Annotated in this window: 14 protein-coding genes and 1 pseudogene; 9 read left to right on the top strand and 6 right to left on the bottom strand. The window is 72.9% G+C overall.

Features of this window, described 5'->3' with window-relative positions; translation table 11 throughout:
- Window positions 1–126: 126 nt before the first annotated feature.
- From LZG04_RS26385 to LZG04_RS26375, 3 genes are all read left to right on the top strand, one after another.
- Complete coding sequence (locus LZG04_RS26385; protein ID WP_308199329.1) at window positions 127–2,370, top strand: cellulose binding domain-containing protein; 2,244 nt, start codon at window positions 127–129, stop codon at window positions 2,368–2,370.
- Between the two features lie 265 nt (window positions 2,371–2,635).
- Entirely contained in the window at window positions 2,636–4,111 is a 1,476-nt protein-coding gene (locus LZG04_RS26380; protein ID WP_233821570.1) for an RICIN domain-containing protein, read from the top strand.
- Window positions 4,112–4,148: 37 nt separating this feature from the next.
- On the top strand, window positions 4,149–5,438 hold the full coding sequence (locus LZG04_RS26375; protein WP_233821568.1) for an RICIN domain-containing protein: 1,290 nt from the start codon (window positions 4,149–4,151) through the stop codon (window positions 5,436–5,438).
- A 77-nt stretch (window positions 5,439–5,515) separates the two neighbouring features.
- Here the strand turns inward: LZG04_RS26375 and LZG04_RS26370 are convergent, their stop codons facing one another.
- Window positions 5,516–5,980, bottom strand: coding sequence for a DUF6875 domain-containing protein (locus tag LZG04_RS26370; protein ID WP_233821566.1), 465 nt, complete (start codon window positions 5,978–5,980; stop codon window positions 5,516–5,518).
- A gap of 202 nt (window positions 5,981–6,182) precedes the next feature.
- Here LZG04_RS26370 and LZG04_RS26365 point away from each other — a divergent pair, with 202 nt between their 5' ends.
- On the top strand, window positions 6,183–9,086 hold the full coding sequence (locus LZG04_RS26365) for a tetratricopeptide repeat protein (RefSeq protein WP_233821564.1): 2,904 nt from the start codon (window positions 6,183–6,185) through the stop codon (window positions 9,084–9,086).
- Between the two features lie 26 nt (window positions 9,087–9,112).
- Here the strand turns inward: LZG04_RS26365 and LZG04_RS26360 are convergent, their stop codons facing one another.
- Together LZG04_RS26360 and LZG04_RS26355 are read right to left on the bottom strand one after the other, a co-directional pair.
- Window positions 9,113–9,727 (bottom strand): hypothetical protein, encoded by a 615-nt coding sequence (locus LZG04_RS26360; RefSeq protein ID WP_233821562.1) that lies wholly within the window; start codon window positions 9,725–9,727, stop codon window positions 9,113–9,115.
- Window positions 9,724–11,847, bottom strand: a complete 2,124-nt coding sequence (locus LZG04_RS26355) for an MMPL family transporter (RefSeq protein WP_233821560.1) — start codon at window positions 11,845–11,847, stop codon at window positions 9,724–9,726. Before LZG04_RS26355 ends, LZG04_RS26360 begins: the two co-directional genes overlap by 4 nt.
- Before the next feature lie 268 nt (window positions 11,848–12,115).
- On the opposite strand from LZG04_RS26355, the gene uppS reads away from it, so the two are divergent.
- Entirely contained in the window at window positions 12,116–13,810 is a 1,695-nt protein-coding gene (uppS, locus tag LZG04_RS26350; RefSeq protein ID WP_233821558.1) for a polyprenyl diphosphate synthase, read from the top strand.
- A 515-nt stretch (window positions 13,811–14,325) separates the two neighbouring features.
- Here uppS and LZG04_RS26345 read toward each other — a convergent pair.
- Window positions 14,326–14,964: a TetR/AcrR family transcriptional regulator gene (locus LZG04_RS26345; protein ID WP_233821557.1), complete on the bottom strand. Its 639-nt coding sequence runs from the start codon at window positions 14,962–14,964 to the stop codon at window positions 14,326–14,328.
- An 87-nt stretch (window positions 14,965–15,051) separates the two neighbouring features.
- Here LZG04_RS26345 and LZG04_RS26340 point away from each other — a divergent pair, with 87 nt between their 5' ends.
- The gene (locus LZG04_RS26340; protein ID WP_233821555.1) at window positions 15,052–16,620 is read left to right on the top strand and encodes an MFS transporter; all 1,569 of its coding nucleotides are present in this window, start codon (window positions 15,052–15,054) and stop codon (window positions 16,618–16,620) included.
- 224 nt (window positions 16,621–16,844) lie between these two features.
- Complete coding sequence (locus LZG04_RS26335; RefSeq protein ID WP_233821553.1) at window positions 16,845–18,407, top strand: RICIN domain-containing protein; 1,563 nt, start codon at window positions 16,845–16,847, stop codon at window positions 18,405–18,407.
- Between the two features lie 73 nt (window positions 18,408–18,480).
- Here the strand turns inward: LZG04_RS26335 and LZG04_RS26330 are convergent, their stop codons facing one another.
- Both LZG04_RS26330 and LZG04_RS26325 read right to left on the bottom strand, forming a co-directional pair.
- A complete protein-coding gene (locus LZG04_RS26330) occupies window positions 18,481–22,206 on the bottom strand; it encodes a putative Ig domain-containing protein (protein ID WP_233821551.1) in 3,726 nt (1,241 codons plus the stop codon).
- 545 nt (window positions 22,207–22,751) lie between these two features.
- Entirely contained in the window at window positions 22,752–23,237 is a 486-nt protein-coding gene (locus tag LZG04_RS26325; RefSeq protein ID WP_233821549.1) for a MarR family winged helix-turn-helix transcriptional regulator, read from the bottom strand.
- A 73-nt stretch (window positions 23,238–23,310) separates the two neighbouring features.
- Here LZG04_RS26325 and LZG04_RS26320 point away from each other — a divergent pair, with 73 nt between their 5' ends.
- Both LZG04_RS26320 and LZG04_RS26315 read left to right on the top strand, forming a co-directional pair.
- The gene (locus LZG04_RS26320; protein WP_233821547.1) at window positions 23,311–23,814 is read left to right on the top strand and encodes a carboxymuconolactone decarboxylase family protein; all 504 of its coding nucleotides are present in this window, start codon (window positions 23,311–23,313) and stop codon (window positions 23,812–23,814) included.
- A 317-nt stretch (window positions 23,815–24,131) separates the two neighbouring features.
- A pseudogene (locus LZG04_RS26315) lies at window positions 24,132–24,975 on the top strand (hypothetical protein); the annotation flags it as partial.
- Window positions 24,976–24,993: the final 18 nt, after the last annotated feature.

The raw sequence follows: 24,993 nt of genomic DNA, 5'->3' as shown, positions 1-24,993 counted from the left end.
CACAGTGGCCATAGCTGGATAACGCTTTCCGGAACTCATTCGGAAAGATGAATCGTTTCAAAACGAGGGCTCTGGCCCTCGACCCGGACTGGGAGCGCTCCCAGAACCTGCGACGGAGGAGCAACGGTGCTCACCAACTCGTTCAGAGTGCGCGCACTGGCCGCCACCACGGCGATCAGCGCGGTGACCGGAGGCCTGTTGGTCGCCGGTGTGGCCTCGGCGGCCCCGGGCTGCGGGGTCGACTACGTGGTGCAGACCCAGTGGCAGGGCGGGTTCACCGCCAGCGTCACGATCAAGAACCTCGGCGACCCGGTCGACGGGTGGAAGCTGGCGTGGTCCTTCCCCGGCTCGGAGCGCTTCGACCAGGGGTGGAACGCGACCTTCACCGCGTCGGGCGCGAGCGTGACGGCGGCCAACGTGGACTACAACCGGTCGATCCCGACCGGCGGCACGGCGTCGTTCGGCTTCAACGGCACGATGACCGGCAACACCGTCGGCGTGCCATCGTCGTTCACGCTGAACGGCACCACGTGCACGGGCGACGTCGACCCCACGACGACGACCACCACGCCCACCAGCACCACCACGACGACGACCACAACGACCACCACCACCACCACGACTCCCGGCCCCGGCCCCTCGGACCCGACCGGCCGCAAGCAGGTCGAGCGGCTGGACCGCGGTGTGGTCAGCGTGCGGTCCGGCAGTGGCAACCTGGTCAGCTGGCGGCTGCTGGCGGGCGACCCGCAGAACGTCGGGTTCAACGTGTACCGCGGCGGCACGAAGCTGAACTCCTCGCCGATCACGTCGTCCACGAACTACCTCGACAACGGCGCGGCGGCGGACGCCTCCTACACCGTGCGCGCCGTGGTGAACGGTGCCGAGCAGCCGGCGTCCCCCGCGTCGCTGGCCTTCGGCGCCGGCTACCGGGACGTGCCGATCCAGTCCCCGGGCTCCGGGTACGTCGCCAATGACGCGAGCGTGGGCGACCTCGACGGTGACGGCGACTACGAGTTCGTGCTGAAGTGGGATCCCGACAACGCCAAGGACAACTCGCAGTCCGGTGTCACGGGCAACGTCTTCATCGACGCCTACCGGCTCGACGGCACGCGGTTGTGGCGGATCGACCTCGGGCGCAACATCCGGGCCGGCGCCCACTACACGCAGTTCCAGGTCTACGACTACGACGGTGACGGCAAGGCCGAGGTCGCGATGAAGACCGCGGACGGCACGCGTGACGGTCGGGGCACGGTGATCGGCAACGCGAGCGCCGACTACCGCAACTCCTCCGGCTACATCCTGTCCGGCCCGGAGTTCCTGACCATGTTCAACGGCCAGACCGGCGCGGCGATGTCCACGGTGAACTACGACCCGCCGCGCGGCAACGTCTCCTCGTGGGGCGACAGCTACGGCAACCGCGTCGACCGGTTCCTCGCCGGCACGGCCTACCTCGACGGCGAACGGCCCAGCCTGATCATGGCGCGCGGCTACTACACCCGTGCCGTCATCGCGGCCTGGGACTTCCGCAACGGCACGCTGACCAAGCGGTGGACGTTCGACTCCAACAACCAGTCCGGTTACGCGGGCCAGGGCAACCACTCGCTCAGCATCGCCGACGTGGACGCCGACGGCCGTGACGAGATCCTCTACGGCGCGGCCGCGATCGACGACAACGGCCGCGGTCTGTGGACCACGGGCCTCGGGCACGGCGACGCGGCGCACGCGGGTGACTTCATCCCCTCCCGGCCGGGCCTGGAGTACTTCAAGGTCTCCGAGGACTCGTCCAAGCCTGGTTCGTGGTTGGCCGACGCCCGCACCGGCCAGCGGCTGTGGACGACCGCGTCGGGCAGTGACAACGGCCGCGGCGTGGCCGACGACATCTACGCGGGCAACCCCGGCGCGGAGATGTGGTCGGCGGCGGACGGCAGCCTGCGCAACGGCGCGGGCCAGAACGTCGGCCGCAAGCCGTCGTCGATGAACTTCCTGATCTGGTGGGACGGCGACCCGACGCGCGAGCTGCTGGACCAGACCCGGATCGACAAGTACGGCACGAGCGGCGACACCCGCCTGCTCACCGGTTCCGGTGTGGCTTCCAACAACGGCACCAAGGCCACCCCGGCCCTGAGCGCCGACCTGTTCGGCGACTGGCGCGAAGAGGTCGTCTGGCGCAAGTCGGACAACTCGGGGTTGCGCATCTACTCCACCCCGCACCAGACCGACCGGCGCATCCCCACGCTGATGCACGACACCATGTACCGGGTCGCCATCGCGTGGCAGAACACCGCCTACAACCAGCCGCCGCACCCGAGCTTCCACATCGGCAGCGGCATGGCCACCCCGCCGTGGCCGGACGTGCACTACGCCGGCTGACCCCGGCTCCACCAAGCGCTCGCGTGTGCCCGGGCCTCGCGCAAGGCCCGGGCACGCGCGAGTTTTCGTCGTGCCTGGACGGGGGCGGTTTTCCGCATTCCTCCAACGCGGACAACGGTCACCCCATACGAGATGCGACCGTTGACGGTCACGATAGGCGCCGTGACACTTCGGCTGAAGAAATCCTCTCGGCCCCGGCGGCCCGGCCGCCGTGCCCACTCAGCTGAAAGGCACGCACATGACATTGTCGTCATGCGGTGCGGTCGTGCGATCGGCACTGGTGCTCGTGGTCGGCGCGGTCGCGGCGCTCGCGCCCGTCGCGCCGTCGGCTCAGGCCGCCACCGTGGACACCGCGGCGAGCTACGTGTTCGTGGCCCGGCACAGCGGCAAGGCGATGCAGGTCCAGTCCACTGCGGACGGTGGCGCGGTGGTGCAGTCGGCGCGGGTCGATTCGCCGGCGCAGCAGTTCCAGTTCGTCGACTCCGGCGGCGGTTACTACCGGCTCAAGTCGCGTTACAGCGGCAAGGTGGTGGACGTGTCGGGTTCGTCCACGGCCAACGGCGCGGACGTGGTGCAGTGGACCGACAAGAACGCGGCCAACCAGCAGTTCAGTTTGGTGGACACCGACAGCGGGTACGTGCGGATCGTCAACCGCAACAGCGGCAAGGCGTTGGACGTATGGGAGCGCTCGACCGCCGACGGAGCGCGCGTGTCCCAGTACGACGTCAACGGCGGAACGAACCAGCAGTGGCAGCTCGTCCGGCTCGGCACCACGCCGACCGACCCGGTGCCCGGCGGTTGCACCGGCACCGCGCCGATCACGTGCCGCTACGACGTGACGCCGGGCCACTACGACGTGACCGTGCGGCTGGGCAGCTCGTCCCGCGCGGCCAACACCGGCATCACCGCCGAGGCCCGTCGCCGGGTGCTCGACGCCGTCGACACCGGCGCGGGCCAGTTCGCCGACCGGGTCGTCACCGTCAACGTGCGCGTGCCCGAAGGGCAGCCGACCGGCCAGGGCGGCACCGGCACGCCGGGGTTGACGCTCGTGTTCGACGGCCGCTCCCCCGCCGTCTCGGCGATCACCGTCAAGCAGGTCAGGCCGCCGGCGTTGTTCCTGGTCGGCGACTCCACGGTGTGCGACCAGCCCACCGCCCCCTACACCGGCTGGGGCCAGTTGCTGCCCTCGCGGCTGCGTGAGGGCCTGTCGGTGGCCAACTACGCCGACTCCGGCGAGAGCTCCGGCTCGGTGCTGTCCAACTCGGCGCTGTTCCCCGCCGTGCGGTCGCAGACCCGGGCCGGCGACACGGTCATGATCCAGGTCGGCCACAACGACAAGCAGACCAGCGCCACCGCGTTCCGCGACAACCTCACCCGCATGGTCCGCGACGTCCGCGCCGCGGGCGGCACGCCGGTGCTGGTGACGCCGCCGGTCCGCCGGCTGTTCGACTCGTCCGGGCGCCTCACCGGGACCGCCTGGCACGTCAACGAGGTCGGCACGAACCTGCCCAACGAGATGAAGGCCGTCGCACGGGCGCAGGGCACGTCGTTGATCGACCTGACCACGCTGTCGGCCAACATGGTCCAGCAACTGGGCACCACCGGGTCCCAGCAGCTCTTCCTGACCAGGGAAGCGGGCGACAACACCCACTTCTCCGAGTACGGCGCGGCGCAGATGGCGGGCCTGGTGCTGACCGAGGCCGTCCGGCTGGGCGTCATCGGGTCCGCCCAGGTCCGCTGACACACGCGAACTCCGCCGAAAACGACAGGGAGCGTCAATGAGGACATCTTCACGGAACCGGTACCTGGCGGTCGCGGCGGCGTTGTTCGCCGCGGTGACGGCGGTCGTGCTGCCGGTCGGACCGGCGCAGGCCGTGCCCGCGCCCGCGCCGTGCGCCGCACCGCAGGCCGACTCGGGGGCGGCCGCCGCCCTCGCCCCGTTCAAGGTGTGGTTGGCCGGTGACTCCACCATGGCGAACGGCAACAGCACGTGCCCGGTGGGCTGGGGTCGCGAGTTCGACCGGCTGTTCAACGACGACGTCACCGTCGTCAACAACGCCGTGGGCGGGCGCAGCATCCAGACCTGGCTGTACGAGTCGAACGTCAAGAGCACCAAGGACTCCGCCGGCGAGTGCGTGGTCAGCCCCCGCACGTACGCCTCGCGTTGGGCGGACATGCTGGCGAGCGGCGGGATGCAGGCGGGCGACTGGCTGATCATCCAGTTCGGCATCAACGACGGCGACTCGAACTGCCCGCGCCACGTCGGCACCGCCCGGTACCGGGAACTGCTGTCCACCATGGGCCGCGAGGCCAAGGCCCGCGGTGTGAAGCCGATCTACGTCACGCCGGTGGCGGCGATCCGCTGCTCGGGCTCGACCGCCGTGGGCAACCGCGGGTTCGTGTCCGAGACGATCGCGCAGGCCCAGGCCGACCAGGTGCCGGTCATCGACCTGCACCAGCGCAGCGTCGCGCTGTACAACTCGCTGCGCCTGTGCCCCAACAACGGCGACTACAGCCAGGGTGCGGTCGGCGCGTTCTTCTGCAACGACCACACCCACTTCGAAGCCGCCGGTGCGGCCCGCATCGCCGAGGTCGTCGCCGCGGCGCTGCGGGAGCAGGGCATCGGCCTGGCCTCTTCGTTGCGCCAGGTCTCGAGCTCCTACAGCCTGGTCGCGCAGCACAGCGGCAAGGCCGCCGACATCAACGAGGCGTCCACCGCGGCCGGGGCCCGGCTCGTCCAGTGGGCGCCGAACGGCCGGACCAACCAGCAGTTCGAGTTCCTCGACTCCGGTGACGGCTACGTCCGCATCAAGGCGCGGCACAGCGGCCTGGTCCTCCAGGTCTCGGGCAACGCCAACGGCGCGGACATCACCCAGCAGCCCGACACCGGCGCCACGAGCCAGCAGTGGCGCGTGGTCGAGCACGGGGGCGACGTGATCAGCCTGGTCAACCGGCAGTCCGGGCTGGCCATGGACGTGTGGGAGCGCTCGACCGCGGACGGGGCGCGGATCTCCCAGTGGACCTACAACGGCAGCCCCAACCAGCGGTTCACCCGCCAGCGCACCTGACGCACCGCACCTCACGGGGTGCCGCCCCTCGCCGTTCGATCGGGTGGGCGGCACCCCGTGAGTTCGTTGCCGGGTGCTCAGCGGCGCGTCGCGTGCCCCACGGGTTGCGGAGCGGGCGTCAGGCCGAAACCGGCGGCGACGAAGGCCGGGTCGTCGCGCAGGAACGGGAAGTCCGTGGACACCAACGACCGGATCGCCGGCATCGGCACCGGGCTGCGCGGCGGGCGGGAGTGCGGGTTCCACAGGCCGGGCTTGGGTGGTGGGCCGTCGTGGAACTCGCCGATCATCACGCCCTGGGCCGCGCAGTCGGCTTTGAGGCTCAGCTGGGCCTCGTCGACGAGTCGGGACGCCTCCTCCTGCGACAGGTCCGGGAACAGCCAGGAACGGGGCGCGCAGGTCCAGGTACCACGCCCGGTAGCGGGCCAGGGCGGCGGGACCTCGGTGCCGGGCTCGGCGGTGGTGGTGAGCGACACGGCCGGGTCCAGCGCCTCCGGCAGGGTCACGCCGGTGACCGTGCCGGGCTCGGCGAGGATGAACCGCACCGCCCCGGGCGGTTGGCGGGGCCGCGGTGCTCGACTCCGCGCCGCCTGCCGCGGACCCCGGCCGGCAAGATCAGCCGAGGTCGCGGAGTTCCTTGAGCCGCCAGGGAAATCGTCTGGATGGCGGCTGGAGCGGCTCTGGACGGCGTGCCAGCATGGAGCCTTCGCAGTCCCGCCGCGTCGAGCGGCACGATGGGGGTCGTGCGTGCTGGTCGTCCAGGTGCTCGGTCCTCTGCGGGCCTGGCGTGACGGCGCCGCGCTGGCGCTCGGCCCGGCCGGTCGTCGAGCCGTGCTCGGCCTGCTGGCCCTGGCCCACGGCAAGCCGGTGACGCGGGCCGAACTGGTCGACGCGCTGTGGGGTGAACGCCCGCCGCCCAGCGCGACCAACGTCCTGCACACCCACGTCAAGCACCTGCGGCAACTGCTGGAACCCGGCCGCGGCCCCCGCGCGCCGAGCACGACCCTGCCCGCCGTGGACGACGGGTACGCGTTGAGCCTGCCCGCGGACGCGGTCGACCTGGTCCGGTTCCGCTCGCTGGTCGCCCGCGCCGACTCGTGCCGCGCGACGGACCCCACGCGCGCCGCCGACCTGCTGGGCCAGGCGCTGGCGTTGTGGCGCGGACGTCCGCTGGCCGACGTGCCGGTGCTGGCCGACCACCCCGGCGTCGTGACGCTGGCCGGGGAGCACCGGGCCGCGCTGGCCCGGCACGCCGAGGTGATGATCGAGGCCGGCGCGGCGCGCGACGTGCTGCCCGCGCTCGTCGAGTACGTCGCCGCGCACGGGCTGGACGAGGCGATGCACGCGTTGCTCATCCGCGCGTACACCGCGTCGGGTCAGCGGGATCGGGCGTTCGGCACCTACAACACCGTGCGGCGGCACCTGACGGAGGAGCTGGGCGTCGGCCCCGGCCCCGAGCTGACCGCCGCCTACCTCGACGCGCTCGAAGAAGCACCCGTCGAGAGCCCCGCCGGACCCCCGCCATCACCACCGGGCGTCAACCAGCTGCCCGGGGACGTGGTCGGTTTCACCGGCCGCCGAGCGGAGCTGGCCGAGCTCGACCGGGTGGCGGCGGCCGAGCGCAGCGGCGTGCGGATCGTCGTGGTGTCCGGCACGGCCGGCGTGGGCAAGACGGCGCTCGCGCTGCACTGGGCGCACCGGATCCGGTCGGACTTCCCCGACGGTCAGCTGCACGTGGACCTGCGTGGTTACGACGCCCGGTCGCCGGTGGCGGCGCAGGACGCGTTGAGCCGCCTGCTGGACGGCCTGGGCGTGACCGGCGCGGACGTCCCGGTCGACGCCGACCAACGCGCCGCGCGGTACCGCGCCGAGCTGGCCGACCGGCGGGTGCTGGTCGTGCTCGACAACGCCGCCACCGTCGAGCAGGTGCGGCCGCTGCTGCCCGGCACGCCGGGCTGCCTGGTGCTGGTGACCAGCCGCAACAGCCTCGCGGGCCTGGTCGCGCTGCACGGCGCGCACCGGCTGGACGTGGACCTGCTGCCGGAGCCGGACGCGGTGGCGCTGCTGCGCGCGTTGATCGGCGAGCGGGTGCGCCGGGAACCCGCGGCCGCGGTGGAGCTGGCCGCGCGGTGCGGCCGGTTGCCGTTGGCGCTGCGCGTCGCCGCCGAGTTGGCGGTGTCCCGGCCGACCAGCCCGCTGGCCGAGCTGACCGGCGAGCTGGCCGACCGCCGCCGCCGGCTGCGCGTGCTCGACGTCGGCGACGACGTGCGCGCCGCCGTGCGGACCGTGTTCTCGTGGTCCTACTTGCAGTTGCGGCCGGAGGTCGCGACGGCGTTCCGGCGGTTGGGGCTGCACCCCGGGCCCGACGTGACGCCGTTCGCGCTCGCCGCCCTCACCGACGGCGACCCGGACTCCGCGCGCGCGACGCTGGAGGCGTTGTCGCGCAACCACCTCGTGCGGCCGACGCCCGGTGGCCGGTTCGCCGTGCACGACCTGCTGCGCGCCTACGCCGAGGAGCTCGCCCGCGAGCACGACCCGGAGCCGGAGCGGCGCGCCGCCGTCGAGCGGTTGCTCGCCCACCACCTGGCCGCCGCGTCGTCCGCGATGGACCTGCTCTACCCGGCCGACCGCCCCTACCGGCCCGCCGTGCCCGTGACGCTGCCGCCGCCGTTCGCCGCCGACGCCGCGCGGGCCTGGCTCGACGCCGAACGGCCCACGCTCGTCGCCCTGTGCCGCTTCGCCGAGCGCGAGGACCGGCCCGGCCGCGCGGTCGACCTGGCGAACACGCTGTACCGGTACCTGGAGGGCGGCCACTACGCGGACGCGTCGGCCATCCACGAGTGCGCGTCCCGGGCCGCCCGGCGGGCCGGTGACGACGCCATGCTGGCCTCGGCGTCGACCAACCTCGGCGCGTTGCGCCGGATCCTCGGCGACTACGAGCAGGCGGCCGAACACCTGCGCGAGGCGATCGAGCTGCACCGGCGGACCGGTGACCACTACGGCGCCGCACGGGCGCTGTCCAACCTCGGCATCGTCCAGGAACGGCTCGGCGCGCACGAGGACGCCGCGTCACTCCACCTGGAGGCGCTGTCCCTCCAGCAGCGGCTGGGCAACCGCTACGGGGAGGCGGCGGCGCTGCTCAACCTCGGCAACGCGCACAGCCGTCCCGGTCACCACGCCGGCGCGGTCGAGTACCTGGAACGCGCGCTGGAGCTGTTCGGGCGACTCGACGACGCGGCGGGCCAGGCCATCGCGCTGGCCAACCTCGGCGACGTGTGCGCGAGCCTGGGTCGCCACCCGGACGCGGTCGGGCACCTCACCCGGGCCCTGGAGCTGTTCCAGCGCCTGGACCACAGCTACGGCGTGGCGGTCACCTTGAGCAACCTGGGCAACGTGCACCTGCGGCTCGGCGACTGGTCCCGGGCGCACGACTGCTACACGTCCGCCTTGGAGACGTTCCGCGACCTCGGTCACCGATACGGGGAGGCGAGCGCCCTCAACGGCCTCGGCGAAGCCCTGCGGACCGCCGGTCGACCCGACGAGGCCCGCGCCGCGCACGCCGCCGCCCTGCGCATCGCCGCCGAGACCGGTGACCAGGACGAGCAGGACCGCGCGCGGGCCGGCCTGGGAGTCACCCACCAGCACGCGTGAGCCACGCGCGGTGGTGTCGTCGCCGGTCAGCGCTGCGGCTGGTCGGGGAAGAAGACCTTGCCGGTGCCCCAGACCTCCTCCAGGCCCTCGGTCGCGCAGCGGTCGGTGTCGTTGTGCGCGAACAGCACGCCGCCGACGTACAGGCCGAGCATGCGTCCCTTCACGATGCGGCCGGCGATGGCGCTCGACGGAGGGCTGTCACCGTCGACGGCGTCGACGATCGGGGCGATGGTGGACGTGCCGAGCAGGGCTCCGTCGATCCCGCGCCAGGTGATCGTGGCGGTGCCCTCGATCGCCTCGGCCCGCGTGCAACTGGCCGTGGAGGAGCCCGAGAACGACAGCACGCCGGAGCGGTGGGTGGCGGGCGAGCCGTCGTCCTTGATGCAGTCGGTCAGCTTGTAGGTCCCCTGGGTGGTGACCTTGGCGGGCGTGCTGCGCACGGCCGGCTCGAAGACGATCGGCTGCGCCTCGGGCACCTCCACCATGCACGCCGGTCCGGCCGTGGTCCGCGCCTGCCCGGTCGTCCCCTGCGGTTCCCGACCGGTCGCGGCCGGCGCGGGCACGACGCCGAACACGACCGCGGCGGCGCCCGCGGCCAGCGCGGTGTGGCGGATCCACCTCACCGTGGCGGGATTCGTCATGATGTGACCTCCTGTTGTTCCGAGCGGTGCGCTTCGGGCGACGGTGCGGGCGGTGGGAGGGCGGGCGCGGCCGGCGCGGGTGGCAGCAGCCGGGCGAGCGGGGCGGGCAGCCACCAGTTGCGGTGGCCGAACAGCCGCATCAGGGCGGGGACGAGCACGAGCCGGATCACGGTGGCGTCGAGGACGATGGCGGCGATCGCGGTGAAGCCGACCTGCCGCAGGTCCGGCCGGGGCGTGAAGCACAGGCCCAGCAGCGCGACCACCATGACGGCGGCGGCCAGCGTGATCGGTTGCGCGGTGTGCCGCAGCCCGTGGGCGACGGCGGCCTCGTTGTCACCGGTGGCGCGGTAGTGCTCGGCCATGCGGTGCACCAGGAAGACCTCGTAGTCCATCGACAGGCCGAACACGACCGTGAAGATCGCCACCGGTAGCAGCGCGTTGACCAGGCCGCCCCCGACGTGGTCGGTGACCAGCGCCAGCAGCCCGAAGGCCGCGCCGAGCGCGAGCAGGTTCATCGCGATGGCCTTGAGCGGGATGAGCAGGCTGCGGAACACCAGCAGCAACAACACGAACGAGCAGGCCAGGACCAGGGCCACGACGTGCCCGAACCGGCCGGCGATCGCCGCGGTGAGGTCGGTGATGATCGCGCTCGGCCCGGTCGCGTACAGCTTCTGCCCCTCGGGCAGCAGCCGCGGCCCGAGGTTCTCGCGGATGTCGCGGACCAGCCGCGCGGCGGCCGGGCTGTCGATGGGGTCGCGCTGCCCCACCATCAGCACGGTCAGGTCGCGGCCGTTGTCGAGGGGGACGACGGCGGAGACGCGCGGGTCGTCGCGCAACGCGCTCATGAGCGCGTAGACGTCGGCGGGTCCGGCCTGCGGGTCGTGCGGCAGCGCGAGCGCGACCGTGTTGGCCAGCTCGTCGCCCTCCATCCGGGCCGCGCCCTGGCCCGTGCTGGAGTGCGCCAGCAGGTCGCGGTCCAGGCGCAGGCCGAACTGGATGCCCAGCAGCGGCACGGCCATCACGACCAGCACCAGCCCGCTGCCGACGGCGTAACGCCACGGGTGGCGCATGAGGTGGCGGGCCCAACGCTCCCAGCCCAGGCCCGCGGCGCGCTGCGGCCGCACCCGGCCCCGGCCCAGCAGCCGGTCCAGCCGGGGCAGCACGGCCGGCGGCAGGGTCAGCGCCGCGGCCAGCGCCGCCGCGGTCGCCAGCAGCGCGCCCGCCGCGCAGGTCCGCACGGCGGTGACCTCGATGGAGAACAGGACGCTCGCGGCGACCGCGATGGCCAGGGCGCACCACGCGACCGTGACGCCGGCGGTGGCGACCGACTCCACCGCCGCGTCGTGCGGGGTCGCGCCCCGGGCGCGGGCGCGGCGGTAGCGCAGCAGGATCAGCACCGAGTAGTCCAGCCCGAGGCCGAACCCCACGGTCGTCATCGCGACCAGCATCGTGACGTCGACCGCGGTCACCAGGCCGAGCAGGGCCAGCGCGCCCAGCCCGACCAGCACGCCCGCGCCGGCGACCAGCAACGGCACCGCGGCCGCGCCGACCGTGCCCAGCCCGACCACGAGGACGGCCGCCGCCAGCGGCACCGCGACGACCTCGATGCGCCACAGCGCGGAGGTCTCGCCGCGGACCATCTCGTCCAGCACCGGCGTCACGCCCACCACGCCGACGGTCACGTGACCACCGCCGGCCCGGTCGACGGCCTGCCGTGCGACGGCGCTCAGCTCCCGGGACAGCCGTTGCCGCTCGCGGTCGTCCCCGGCGACCCCGATCGCGAGGTAGCTGTGGCGCGGGTCCTGCCGGTCGGTGACCGGGAGGCCCACCACCGAGCCGACCTCCGGCCTGGCCGTGACGGCACGGGCCGCCTCCTGGACGACCCGCTGGTAGCGCGGGTCGGCGGCGGGCCACTCGGGCGAGTCGAAGGCGAGCATGAACTGCTCGTCGCCCAGGCGCGGGAACTTCTCGGTGATCAGCTCCCCGGCGTGGTCGGACTCGGTGCCCGCCGCGCTGATCGACACCGGGGCCACGGCGTCGACCAGGGAGGGCAGCAGGGCGGCGGACCCCGCGGCGAGGGCGATCCACAGGGCGATCACGGTCCGGCCACGGCGAGCCATGAGCCGTCCCAGTCGATTCACCGCGCTCCCCACGCCCGAGGAATTGCCGCCGCGGCGAAACGGCGCACCGTCGCGGCCAAAGGCACCGAATCGGCACGCTACCACCACTATTCGCTCCCAAAAGGACGATAAATGCCATACGAAAGGGTGAACGCTGTGGTGAGCGCCGACCCTCTTTTTCCGCGAACCGACCCGAATACGGTCACTGAAAAGGGTGATGCGGTGGCTCGGCTACCATCCGCCGACCTCGGCAGGGAAGGCGGCTCTGGTGGACCACCGATGGGCGCGGGCGGGTGTCGACACGCCGCTGCTGCGCGAGTCGTACCTGCGCTGCGAGCGCGAGTTGCGCGACGACCTGGCGCCTTTGGCGGTCGCGGTGTCGTTGTTGCCCGCGCAGACCCGGCCGCACGTGCACGCGGTGTGCGCGTTCGCGGCGCGGACCGATCACATCGCCGACGAGGGCGACCCGGCCGGCCGCGCGGACGAGCTCGCCCGGTGGTGCGCGGACTCGTTGGCGGAATTGCGGGAGGGGCGCAGCGAACACCCCTTGCGGCGGGCGTTCGTGCACACCGTGCGGTTGTGGGACCTCGACGTGGGACTGGTCGAGGAATTGTTGGACGCGTTCGTGGCGGACAGCGCCGCGCCGCCGGCGTTCACCACGTTCACCGACCTGCGCCGGTACCTGCGCGGTGTCGGCGGGACGGTGGCCGAGCTGCTCACCCCGCTGCTGGACCCGCAGGGGGACGACCCGGTGCGGCCGCGGCGGCTGATGTCGGTGCTGGGCGAGGTGTTCCAGTTGCTCGACGTCCTCCAGGACTTCACCGTCGACCTGCCCCGGGGCCGCTGCTACCTGCCGGCGGACGACCTGCGCCGGCAGGGGCTGCGGCACGGCGACCTGGCCTCCCGCGGGTACCGCGGCGCGCTGGACGAGCTGGTCGAGCTCCAGGTGCGGCGGACACGTGAGCTGTTGGACCGCGGCACGGCGGTGGTGCCCTTGGTGCACCCGTCGAGCCGGCCGTTCCTGCAAGCGTGCATCCGCGGTGCTCTCACCTACCTCGACGAGGTCCAGCGGCGCAAGGCGGCCGTGCTGCGCGAGAGCATCCCGCTGCCGAACCGGCTGTCGCCGCTCGCCCTGACCGAGGCCCTGGCGTCCGCCGCCGTTCTCCCATCGCCCCGGCGACCGCTCCCGGGACGGCTGCGGCGTTACTTCCGCCGGGCGCGCTCCGCCCAGCCCGTGCCGATGGTGGTGCCGAACCACCTCGCGGTGATCATGGACGGGAACCGGCGGTGGGCCGCGGCTCGCGGCGAGGCTCCGCTGGAGGGGCACCGCGCCGGCGAGCGGGCGATGCGGCGGTTGATCGACTCGGCGTTGCGGCTCGGTGTGCCGAACGTGAGCGTGTTCGCGTTCTCGACGGAGAACTGGGGGCGTTCCGCGGCGGAGGTGGAGGAACTCATGGAGGAGTTCGTCGCGCACGTCCGGCGGTACCTCGAGCACTACGACCAGCTCGGCGTCCGGTTGCGCTGGTGCGGTCGCCGAGACCGCGTGCCACCGACCGTGCGGGCGGAGCTCGAACAAGCCGAGGAGCTGACCGCGAGCAACCGCAGGCTGACGTTCGGGTTCTGCGCGGACTACGGCGGGCGGACCGAGATGCTCGACGCGGCGACCGCGCTGGCCGCCGACGTGGCCGCCGGCCTGGTGCGGCCCGACCAGATCCGCGAGGGCGACCTGGTGCGGCGGTTCTACCTGCCGGACCTGGCCGACGTGGACCTGCTGGTGCGGACTTCCGGGGAGCAGCGGACCAGCAACTTCCTGCCCTGGCACACCGCCTACGCCGAACTGGTCTTCACCGACGTAGCTTGGCCGGACTTCGACCACCGGCACCTGCTGGACGCCATCACCGAGTACTCCCGCCGCCGGCGCCGCTTCGGCGCGGACCAACCGAGCGGCGCGATGACCACCTGAACCCGGCTCCCCGGCGGTGGCGGTCGGCCGGAAACCCGAGGAACACGCGCACGCTTTCCCGCGAATCGACTGCGACGGGCCGCTCCCGCCCGCGTGGTGCCACCTGCGTGAAGCCGAACGGCAGTTCGAGACCGAGTCGGTGCCGCCGGCGCGGTCCTGACCGGCTGCGCGTGCCGCGACCGGTCCCTCCCCGTGGGGGACCGGGTAGACGCCCGGGCTGTACCAGCCGGGCGCGGGCGGCGTCCACGTGCGGCGTGCACCTCAACGTCACGTGATCTCGTGCTTGCCCCGGTCCAGCGTCGCGCACGACCGCCGCCAGGTCGAAGAAGGGCGAGCCGACGCACGCGCCGGTGCCGGTGAAGCAGACGCGGGACACGTGCGGCCGACCGTCCGGCTTCGACGCGCCGAGTGCGAGCAGGGACGTTCGTGTCGGTCGCCCTGTGCCCTGGCGGCCGGGCCCCCTCGGACCGGCCCCCGGACGTCGTCGCCCACGTCGTCCTTGCGCCGCAGGCGTGTCAGGGCACTGGGGTGATCCGTGCCAGGGACAGGACCACCCGCTCGACCGTGTCCGCCGACGGCCAGGGGAAGTCGGGCAGGCTCGCGCGCAGCAGGACCCGCCCGTGCAGGGCGGTCCACAGCGCGACCGCGTCGCCGAACGGATCGGTGCTGGCCGAACGCCCGGCGCGCACGCACGCTTCGAGGTTGCGCACGAGGACGTGGAAGGCGTCGAGCCCGCGGCTGTCGGAGTCGTCGGTGCGCGCGGCTGCGGGCTTGAGGCGGGGCCAGTCGAACAGCACCCGGTACCGTGCCGGTTCACGGGTGCCGAAGTCGATGTAGGCGGCGCAGCCCGCGAGCAACCCTTCGACCGGGTCTTCGTGCGCGGTGACGGCCGCCTCGACGTCGCCGTGGAGTTGGGCGATCGCTTCGAGCACCACCGCTTCCACGATGGCGTCCCGGTCGGTGAAGTGGGCGTAGATCGAGGGCGCCGAGATGCCGACCTCCCGCGCCACCGACCGCAGTGTCACGGTCTGGTCGGTGCCGGTGCGCACGATCAAAGCGGTCGCGGCCCGGACGATGTCCTCGCGCAGCCGAGGCCCTTCGCCCCGGCGGTTGCGCGGGCGGGAGGGGGAGCCGTCCGCGGGTGCCTCAGCCATGACCTGACTTTACAGGTGTTAGCCGACTGCCGTAGCGTCCCGCCGCGACCGACTTACACCTGTAAGCTTACGAACGTTAGGACGCCCGTGCGCACCGACGACCCGATCGACCCGGACGCGGGCCACCCGCGCCGCCGCCCCGCGCTCGCCGTGCTGTGCGCGGCGCTGGTGGTCACCACCCTCGACAACACGGTGCTCAACACCGCCCTGCCCGCGATCGCCGACGACCTGCGCGCCTCGACCGCCGACCTCCAGTGGATCAACAACGCCTACACGCTCGTCTTCGCCGCGCTGCTGATCGCGGCGGGCGGCCTGGGAGCGCGCTTCGGCCAACGCCGGGCCCTGGTGGGCGGCCTGGTCGTGCTGGCCGCCGGGTCGGCAGCCGCCGCCACGGCCGCGTCCGCCGGTCAGCTCATCGCCTGGCGCGCGGTGATGGGCCTGGGCGCGGCGTTCGTGATGCCCGCGACCCTCTCGATCATCGTCACGATCTTCGGCACCCGAGAGCGGGGCCGGGCCATCGCCGTGTGGTCCGCGTCCGCGGCCATCGGCATCGTCCTGGGCCCCGTGACCGGCGGCCTGCTGCTCGAGCACTTCGCCTGGGGCAGCGTCTTCTCGCTCAACGTCCCGCTGATCGCCGCCGTGCTCGCCGCCGCCCTGGCTCTCGTCCCCGCCCTGCCCGGACGCCCCGCCGGCCGCTTCGACGCGCTCGGCCTGCTGTTGTGCACCACGGGTCTCGCGGCGCTGGTCGACGTGGTCGTGCGGGGCCCCGAACGTGGGTGGCTGACGGGGTGGTCGCTGGCCGAGGCCGGTGCGGCGGCCGTGCTCCTGACCGTGTTCGCGTGGTGGGAGTTGCGCATCGCGCAACCGATGGTCGACTTGCGCATGTTCACGCGACGCACCTTCACCGTCGCCGGGGTGCTGCTCGCGGTCACGTTCTTCGCGTTGTTCGGTCTGTTGTTCGTCTACACGCAGTACCTGCAACTGGTGCGCGGCTACAGCCCGCTCAAGGCCGGGTCGGGAGCTCTGCCGTTCGCCGTGGCGATGGCGTTGGCCGCGGGCACGAGTGATCGCGTCGTCGTCCGCTTGGGCGTCCGGCGCACGATCACCGGTGGACTGGCCGTCATGGCTTTCGGCCTGGGGTGCATGTCTTTCGCGACCACCACCACGGCCTTCGTCCCGCTCGCCCTCGTCATGGCCGTCATCGGCGCGGGGATGGGCCTGGTCATGGCCCCGTCGAGCACCGCGAGCATGGCGGCACTGCCGCGCGAGAAGGCGTCGATGGCCTCCGCCATGAACAGCGTCACGCGCGAGCTCGGCGGCGTGCTCGGCATCGCGGTGATCGGCACCGTCGTCTCCGCCGCCTACCGCGCCGAGTCGCGCGGTTCGCTGCCGACCGCGCCCGACGACCTGACCTCCGCTCACCTCACGGCCGATGCCCTCCCGTCCGATCAGGCCGGTGCGCTCGTCCGCGCCTCCGACGCGGCCTTCACGAACGCGATGAACGTCGGCACCACCGTGTGCGCCGTCGTCGCCCTCCTCGGGGCGCTCGCCGCGCTGAGCTGGCTGGACGGCCGGAAAATCACCGCTGGTCCGGGAGCCGCACCGGCCGCCGCCGAGCCGCCGTCAGGCACCCAAACGAGACAGGATGTCCATTGAGGACACTCGGTGGCGGGCACCGGACAGCTCCTTGACAGCCGTGCGGCCCAGCTCACAGACTGGCGGGGCCGCGGCGATGTTTGCGCGAACATCGGCCGGCGACAGCCGCTCGTCCCGCCGCCGGGCACGGGCGATGAGGGCTGGCGAACGTGGTGCCGCCCACGGCCGGACCTGACGTACCGCAGATCACGCGACACCGGTACCACCTCATGAGGAGATCGACGATGAACTCTTCGCTCACCCGGCGAAACCGGCCACCGCGGCCGGCGAGTGGACACCACCCCACCCCGACCGCGGCGGCCGCCGGTCGCTCGTCCGGACCGTCGTGGAGAACCCTGCGCCGGTCGCTGGTCGCGCTGGCGGTGACCGCGTTCACCGCGGCGGCCGGCCTCGTGGTCACGGTGGCGCCGGCCCAGGCGGCGACCAGCCAGTTCCGCGGCATGAACTGGGCCGTGCTGGGTGACAACTTCAGCACCGGCACGCTCGTCGTGCAGGGCCTGAACCAGTCCGACAGCAACGCGACCGTGCGGGCCAAGGCCAACGCCCTGTACGACGACATGGTTGCCACCCTGGGCATCAACACGGTCCGGCTGCCCATCAACACCCACACCGTGGCCAACACGACCTGGTGGAACGCCTACCGCGGCGCCATCGACGCCGCCACCGAGCGCGGGTTCAAGGTCATCCTGGCCTACTGGGAGGACGGCGCGGCCTCGGGCGGCCGGATCACCAACACCGCCGCGTGGAACACGATGTGGTCCAGCGTCACCAACACCTACGGCTCGAACCCCAACGTCTACTTCGAGCCGATGAACGAGCCCCACGGCTACTCCTCCACGGAGTGGCGCAACGTCGCGGCGAGCTGGCTGAGCTACCACACCTCGGCCGTGCCGGGCCGGGTGCTGATCGGCGGCACCGGTTTCAGCCAGGACCTGCGCGACATCTGCAACGACAGCCGGTTCAACTCGACGCTGCTGTCCTTCCACTACTACGCCTTCTTCTACGGCAACATGACCTACGACCAGTTCCGCAGCCACATCCAGACGCGGCTGGGCAACTGCGCCTCCCGCGCGGTCGCGACGGAGTTCGGCGCGCCGATGTCCACCGGCCTGAACTACGCCGACCCGAACAGCACCGACAACTTCGTGCGCTACATCCGCGCCATCGCGCAGGTCATGCGGGACAACAACATGGGCGGCACGTACTGGCCCGCACTCGGGGGCAAGCCGGGCACCATCGGCTACGACTGGTACTCGATGTACTCCCTCAGCGGCAGCGGCACCGACCTCAACCTGACCATCCGCAACACCTCCGGCGCGGACCGGATCAAGTACGCCTGGGGCGACACCGTCGGCAATCCCCCGACCGGCACGTTCTACCGGCTCACCGTGCGGCACAGCGGCAAGGCCATGGACGTGCAGCAGCCCAACACCGAGAACGGCGCGCGTGTCGCTCAGTACACCTACGGCGGCAACGCGTGGCAGCAGTGGCAGTTCCAGGACGCGGGCAGCGGCTACTGGCGCATCGTCAGCCGCCACAGCGGCAAGTGCCTCGACGTGGTGAGCGCCTCGACCGCCGACGGGGCCGAGCTCGTCCAGTACACCTGCGGCAGCGGGACCAACCAGCAGTTCCAGATGGTCGCCAACGGCAGCTACTTCCAGCTGCGGGCGCGGCACAGCGGCAAGTGCGTGGACGTGCCGGCCGCCTCGACCGCGGACGGCGTGGTCCTCAAGCAGTACACCTGCAACACCGGCACGAACCAGCAGTGGTCGCGCACGACCGTCTGATGACGACCTGGCCGGACGACGGCCCGTTCACGCCGACGACGTGCACCGGTGGGGTGCTACCCCGCCCCACCGGTCACGGTTGCACCCGGCGTTGACGGGCCGTCGACCAGTCCCCGTCGAACGGGACCGGCAGCGAGCGGACCTCGGAGCGCAGCTCGCCACCGGGGCGTTCCCACTCCAGCCCGACGTAGAGCTGGCCGAAGCCGCCCACCACCCGCAGCACTCGTGCCGTCCAGCCGTAGCGGGAGTAGGTGCGGTCCAGCAGGACGGTGCCCTTCTCGTCCACGACCACCACCTGCACCGAGGAGCAGGTGGCCTGCGCGCCGTCCTCGCCGGTGCACGGCTGGTCGCGGGCGACCCAGTAGGCGAGCCTGCCGCGGGCGTCCACGACGTGGTCCACAGTGGCGTCGATCGTCCGGTCGCCGCTGTAGGACACGTGGTAACGCCCCAGGGCCCCGCTCACGTCCCGGGTCCACGCCAGCGCGCCGGTGGGCGTGACGCGGGTGAACCGCGCCTGGTGGTCGGCGTACTGCACCACGTACCCGCCGCCGACGCCGTCCGCCGAGAGCGCCTGCGCCGAGCACGCCGGGTACGCCGCGGGCACGCGGACCGACCACACCAACCCGCTGCGCTGCCCGCGGCGCACCTCGGTGCCGCAGGCGACGGGTGTGGAGGACATGCGGTTGAACGAGTACGCGTTGAGCACGGAGTCCGCCGGGCCCGCGACGGTCTGGCTGTCGGTGCCGTGGTCGGACAACGGGTACCCGTCGGCGTAGCTGCCGTCGGCGCGGTTGAAGAAGTCGAGCTGGCCGAGGACGAAGTGGTCCGGCGTCGCCGAGCGGAACTCGCCGTGGATGATGCCCGGGTAGTCGATCGCGTACCGCTGGTTGCCGGTGGCCGGGTCGAGGACGTGGAAGTAGCTGCCGGACCGGACGACGAGCTGCGACCCGTCGGGGGTCAGGTGGACGAACAGGATGCGCGGGTAGGCGGCGGACCACCGCTGCGCGCCGTCCGGGCCGTAGCCCCGGATCTGCGTGCCGTCCCAGCCCTGGATCGGGTCGTACACGGTCGCGTAGGACCAGCCGTCCGCGCCCCAGGTGAGCCGGCGTTGCTGGTCGCCGCGCGGTGCGGCGCCCGGCGCGGAGGTCACCTGGCACAGCGTCGGCACGGCGGGCGTCCGGCTGCCGTCGCGGTGCAGGTAGCTCGCGTCGGTGCTCCTCGTCGTGGGGTTCCAGGCGCAGTACAGCGTCTCGCCGCTGGGTCCCAGGTCGTCGACGTGGCCGTCGGTGAGGGTGAACTCGCGCGGGGCGGGCGCGCCGGGCAGCGGGATCGTGCCCGCGCCGCCCGGGGTCAGCACGGTGAGGGTGAACGTGCCGGTGGCCGTGCGCCCTTGGGCGTCACGAGCCCGCACGGTGAACTGGGACTGGCCGGCCTGGGTCGGCGTGCCGCTGATCGTGCCGCCGGTGAACACCAGGCCCGGCGGCAACGCCCCGCCGACCACGGTCAGCACGACGGGCGCGGTGCCGCTCTGGGCGGTGACGGTGGTCGAGTACGGCAGTGAGCGCTGCCCGGACGGCAGCCGGCCGCCGGCGAGCCGCGGTCCGGGCCAGGTGCCACCGGCCGTGGCGAGCCGGTAGCGCAGGAAGTCGGCCTGGGCCAGGGTGTAGCTCGCGCGCAGGAACCAGAAGTCCACGTCCAGGCTCGCCTGCGCGCTCGCCCCGGCGTCGACGGTCCACCACGGGTCGGCGGTGGGGCTGATCTTCGTCTCCACGAACGCGCCCGCCAGCAACGACGGTCCGGCGACCCCGCCGAACGCGAGCTGCACCCGTGGCCCGAAGGTGACGCGCAGGGTGGCCGAGGCGGCGTCGGAGGGCGGGGTCATCGACCCGGTCACGTCCGCCTCGCGGATCCACCGCACGCCCTGCCGGCCGGCGTCGAGCACCGCGCCGAACCGCACCGTCGCCGAGAGCTGCGCGCTGAGCCCGATCCCCGCTTCGAACTTCGCCTGCACGACCGGCGTCAGCTTCGGCACGAACCCCCACACCGGCGGCAGCGCGATGGTCGGCCCCACCGGGAAGTCGCACTCGGCGGCGAAGCCCGCGGTGAAGCCCACGGACCCGCGCAGCTCGGCTTCGGCCGTGATCGAGAACCGCTCCAGCCCTCCCGCGCCCCACGCGAGGTCCAGCACGACCCGGGACTGCACGGCGAGGTCGACCGACACGGTCAGCGGCCGTCCACCGCAGTCGACGCCGGCGTTGGCCGAGGCCGGCGGGATCGCGCCGTCCTGCGCCGCCTTGCCCGCCAGCGCGCCGGCGGCGGTGCCCGCCAGCGCGCGGGTGTCCGCGCTGCCCTGCACCGAGCCGGAGGGGAACGCCTCGTCGATGCGGACCGGGGTGGTGCGCACGGTCGTGCTGCCGCCGGAGGTGGTCACCGCCGTGACGCGACCCAGGTGCCCGCCGGGGTTGCGGTCGTCGGGCTGGGCGAAGACGACCTCGCCGACCGCCGGCGCGGGACCGGTCATGGTCAGGCCGTCCGGCGTCACGGACACGACCTGCTGCGGCGGCACGACGTCCGTGGTGTCGGGCTTGGCCACGGTGGCCGTGACGCCGGTGGAGATCCAGCCGAACACGTCCACGACCAGGTGCGTGGACCCGTTGTTGTTGTAGAGCGACACCGTGCCGTTGGGCCCGACCTTCACGATCACCAGGTTGGGCGCGGTCTGCCCGGCGGTCAGGTTCAGGTTGCTCGCGACCGGCAGCGGCTCGCCGCCGGGGTGGGCGGTGACGTAGGTGTCGGCCGTCGGCTCGGTCCCGGTCAGGTTGACCACGACCGCCGCCACGCCCTCGGCCGGCACGCCGCCGCGTCCGAGCACGGGCACCTCGATCGACGAGCGCGGTCCGACCGGCCGGTCGGACCGCGTGTCGAGCAGCCGTGAGGGTGACAGCGGCGCGAGATCGGCCCCGGCCGCGATCCACCCCAGCACGTCCACCACGAGGTGCGTCGCGCCGTTGTTGTTGTAGAGCGAGATCCGCCCGCCCGCGCCGACCTTGACGATCGCCAGGTTCGGCGCGGTCTGCCCCGCCGTCAGGTTCAGGTTGCTGGCCAACGGCACCGCCTCCCCCGCCGGGTACGCGCTGACGTAGGTGTCGGCCGTCGGCTCCGTGCCGGTCAGGTTCACCACGACCGCGCCCACCCCGGTCGCCGGGACGCCCGCGAACCCGGTCACCGGCACGTCCACCGACCGCCGGGGACCCACCGCGCCGCCGGCGGCCCGGGTGTCGAGCGCGCGGGCGGGTGTCAGGCCGTGGTAGTCGGAGCCGACCGGGAACCACCCTGCCACGTCCACGACCAGGTGCACCGAGCCGTTGTGGTTGTACAGCGAGACCCGACCGCCCGCGCCGACCTTCACGATCGCCAGGTTCGGCGCGGTCCGCCCCGCCGTCAGGTTCAGGTTGCTGGCCAACGGCACCGCCTCCCCCGCCGGGAACGCGGTGACGTACGTGTCCGCCGTCGCCTCCGTTCCGGTCAGGTTGAGCACGACCGCGCCGACCCCCTCCGCCGGCACCCCGCCACGCCCGACCGCGGTGACGTCCAACGACGACCGCGCCCCGAGCGCACCCGGCCCCGACCGGGTGTCCAACAGCCGGGAAGGGCTGAGCGCGGTGTACATCCGGTCCCCGAAGGAGACCGACGTCGTCGCCCGCGCCTGCACCGGTCCTGACCCGACCACCACCACTCCGGCCGCGACCACCGAGGCCACGACGCCCCACACGATCCCCCGCCACCCGCGCTCGCCCATGTCCGTGCATCGATCAACTCGCCTGATCGTTACGACGCCCAAGCGTTCCGCAACAGGCCGAACGGCGTGCTCGTGGTTCGCTGGGCGCGACCTCGACGTCGGCGTTGGCGTTCGGAATCGGCGAGCCGACCCGTGAACCCGCGTCCCGGCGGGAACCGTGCCGCGGGTCGGCCGCGGAAGGCGTCCGCGACCCGCTGTTCGAAGCTGCGGGCGGGGCGGGAGGTCACGGTGGTCACGTCCGGGATTCCGTTTACGGAGAACCGGAAGAAGGCGTCCACGTACGGCAGTGGTGTGGCGGCTTCGAGGTCCGCGCGCGTCTCCTCGTCCGACAGCGGCACGGCGCGTCGGGCTTGCGGACCAGCGCGCACCGGCTTCCCTGCCGCCGCCAACGCGGTCACCACTTCCGAGCCGGCGTTGCCGGTCGCTCCCCCGTGTCCCCTCCAGGGGGCCCCATGGGCCCCGGAGCGCGCGTCGCGCGGGCCGGGGTGCGGGAAGATCCGTGCCCGAGGCTGCCATCCCGACCGGTCACCCGGCAGGGCGTCCGATCAACCGAACCAGCCGGGCACGTCGACCGGGAACCCGGCGTCGGGCACGACCACGCGCAGCGACGATTCCAGTTGCGCGACCCGGTCCGCGCCGAGCTGCTCGACCCACCGGGCGCGCAGCCGGTCGAACACCTCCGCCGCCTTGACCAGCGAGTCGATCCCGTGGGGGGTGAGCCGGATCAGCTTGCGCCGGCCGTCACCGGGGTCGTCGACGCGCTCGACGTAGCCCAGCGCCGCGAGCCGGTCGACGGTCTTGCCGGCGGCCTGCTTGGACACGCCGAGGCGGCGTCCGACCTCGCTGGCGGTCGCACCGCGCACGCCGATGGCCTGCATCGCGAACCCGTAGGCGGGCCGCAGGTCGGGGTGCCCGCGCCGGGCCAGCTCGGCGTGCAACTGGTCGATCAGCGACCGGAAGCCGGCGAACAGCAGCAGCGGCAGCTCGAAGCCGGGCGGGTCGGCCGGGCCCCGGTCGCGCGGCTCACCCATGGCGGCGCTCGACAAACTCGACAACCTGGTTTACGGTTTCGACAACCACGTTGACTACTTTACCGGAGCTCGCATGTTCGCTCAGCACACGCTCGACACCGCACCCGCCGCGTCGCGCCCGCTCATGGAGTCCACCGTCGCGCACCTCGGCCACCTGCCGACCGCCGTGGCGCTGCTCGCCGAGTCGCCCGAGATGCTCGGCGGCTTCCTGCACGCGAACGGCCTGTTCGAGGCGAGCACGCTCGACCCGCTGGCCCGCGAGGTCGTGGTCATGACGATCGCCACCCGCAACGGCTGCCGGGTGTGCGTCGCCATGCACACCGGCCGGCTGCGGCAGCTCGACGCCGAGCCGGCGCTGATCGCCGCCCTGCGGTCCGGCGAACCACTGGTCGACCCTCGACTGGAAGCGTTGCGCCGCTTCACCCTCCGAGTGCTCGCCACGGCGGGCGAGGTGCCGGAGGGCGAGCTGGCGGAGTTCCTGGACGCCGGCTTCACCACGCGCAACGCGCTGGAGGTGGTGCTGGGCATCGGCACCTACACGATGTCCACGCTGGCGAACCGCCTCGTGCGCGCCTGAGGACCCGTTGCGCGATCACCGATCGCGCCGGCGAAATGCCCAGGGCGAGCGATCACACGAGTGGAGAATCGATTACGACGCACCGTGAATCCGAACTCCAATCATCACCTCATCGGGTACGTGATTCACGCGCACGGCAAATCGCCCTACCCCTATCTACAATCCTCTTTCGAGTGACTTCCCCGGCCTGGACCGCGCTGCTAGCGTCGGTCCCGTCGCATTCCGGAACAGGCGCCGCGCGATGAATGTCGCCGCGCCCGACCTGCCGTGACCGCGTGCCGGTGAAATCGCTCCAGGACCGGGATTGGGTGGTGCTCGTGACCCTCGCGCAACCGGTCGAGTCGGTTCCCGACGGGCCCGCCACCCGGCTGGGCCTCGACCCGGCCGTCGCCCGCAACCTCGCCACGACGACCAAGTCCGCGCCGCAGGTGCGTGCCATCTCCTCGCGGTGGCTGCTGAGGGTGCTGCCCTGGGTCGAGGCCGTGGGCGGCAGATTCCGGGTCAACCACAGGCTCGACCACGACGTCGGTGCCGGCCGGGTGGCGTTCACCGACACCGCTTCGGCGCCGGCGGTGGTCCCGGCGGAGCTGCCGTCGCTGCGCGGGTTCGACCGGCCGGACGTGCCGGCCGCGCCGGCGGAGCGGTCCGAGCGGCACGAGTACGAGCCGGGTGCCGTGCTGGTCACGTACGGCAACCCGGCGGAGCAGGTGTTCCTGGTCGTGCGCGGCAGGCCGCACCGGCTCGGCGCGGGCGAGCACGGCGACCTGCTGTGCCGCCGGCGCAAGACGCACCTGTTCCTGGCCCACCCGCGCACCATCGCGGCGTTCGGCCGCGAGTGCACCCGGCTCGGGCTCGACCCCGGCACGGTCGAGGTCGGCGACGGGGTCCGGCAGGTGGCGTGGCGCGGTGTCCCGGTCCTGCCGTGCGACAAGATCCCGATCAGCCCGCGCGGCGTCAGCGCCGCGCACCGGCGAGGCCGACGAAGGCGTGATCGGCCTGCGCCGGACCGGGCTGCCGCACGAGCGCGAACCGGGCCTGACCGTGCAGCACATGGGCACCGACGCGAAGGCGATCACCTCCTACCGCGTCACCGCGTACCACTCGGTCGCGGTGCTCGTCCCCGACGCGCTGGGCGTGCTCGACGACGTCGAGATCACCCGCTGGACAACGGCTCCGGCA

The organism is Saccharothrix sp. S26 (assembly GCF_021390395.1).
Classification (GTDB): Bacteria; Actinomycetota; Actinomycetes; order Mycobacteriales; family Pseudonocardiaceae; genus Actinosynnema.
Note: the sequence above shows the minus strand (reverse complement) of the source record. Positions and strands in the feature narration are given on the sequence as shown.

What these genes read in the sequence shown, in the direction of transcription:
- LZG04_RS26375 (WP_233821568.1), top strand. Translation starts at nt 4,149, where the DNA reads ATGAGGACATCTTCACGGAACCGGTACCTGGCGGTCGCGGCGGCGTTG.
- LZG04_RS26360 (WP_233821562.1), bottom strand. Translation starts at nt 9,727, where the DNA reads ATGACGAATCCCGCCACGGTGAGGTGGATCCGCCACACCGCGCTGGCC.
- LZG04_RS26355 (WP_233821560.1), bottom strand. Translation starts at nt 11,847, where the DNA reads ATGGCTCGCCGTGGCCGGACCGTGATCGCCCTGTGGATCGCCCTCGCC.
- LZG04_RS26345 (WP_233821557.1), bottom strand. Translation starts at nt 14,964, where the DNA reads ATGGCTGAGGCACCCGCGGACGGCTCCCCCTCCCGCCCGCGCAACCGC.
- LZG04_RS26335 (WP_233821553.1), top strand. Translation starts at nt 16,845, where the DNA reads ATGAACTCTTCGCTCACCCGGCGAAACCGGCCACCGCGGCCGGCGAGT.
- LZG04_RS26330 (WP_233821551.1), bottom strand. Translation starts at nt 22,206, where the DNA reads ATGGGCGAGCGCGGGTGGCGGGGGATCGTGTGGGGCGTCGTGGCCTCG.
- LZG04_RS26325 (WP_233821549.1), bottom strand. Translation starts at nt 23,237, where the DNA reads ATGGGTGAGCCGCGCGACCGGGGCCCGGCCGACCCGCCCGGCTTCGAG.
- LZG04_RS26320 (WP_233821547.1), top strand. Translation starts at nt 23,311, where the DNA reads ATGTTCGCTCAGCACACGCTCGACACCGCACCCGCCGCGTCGCGCCCG.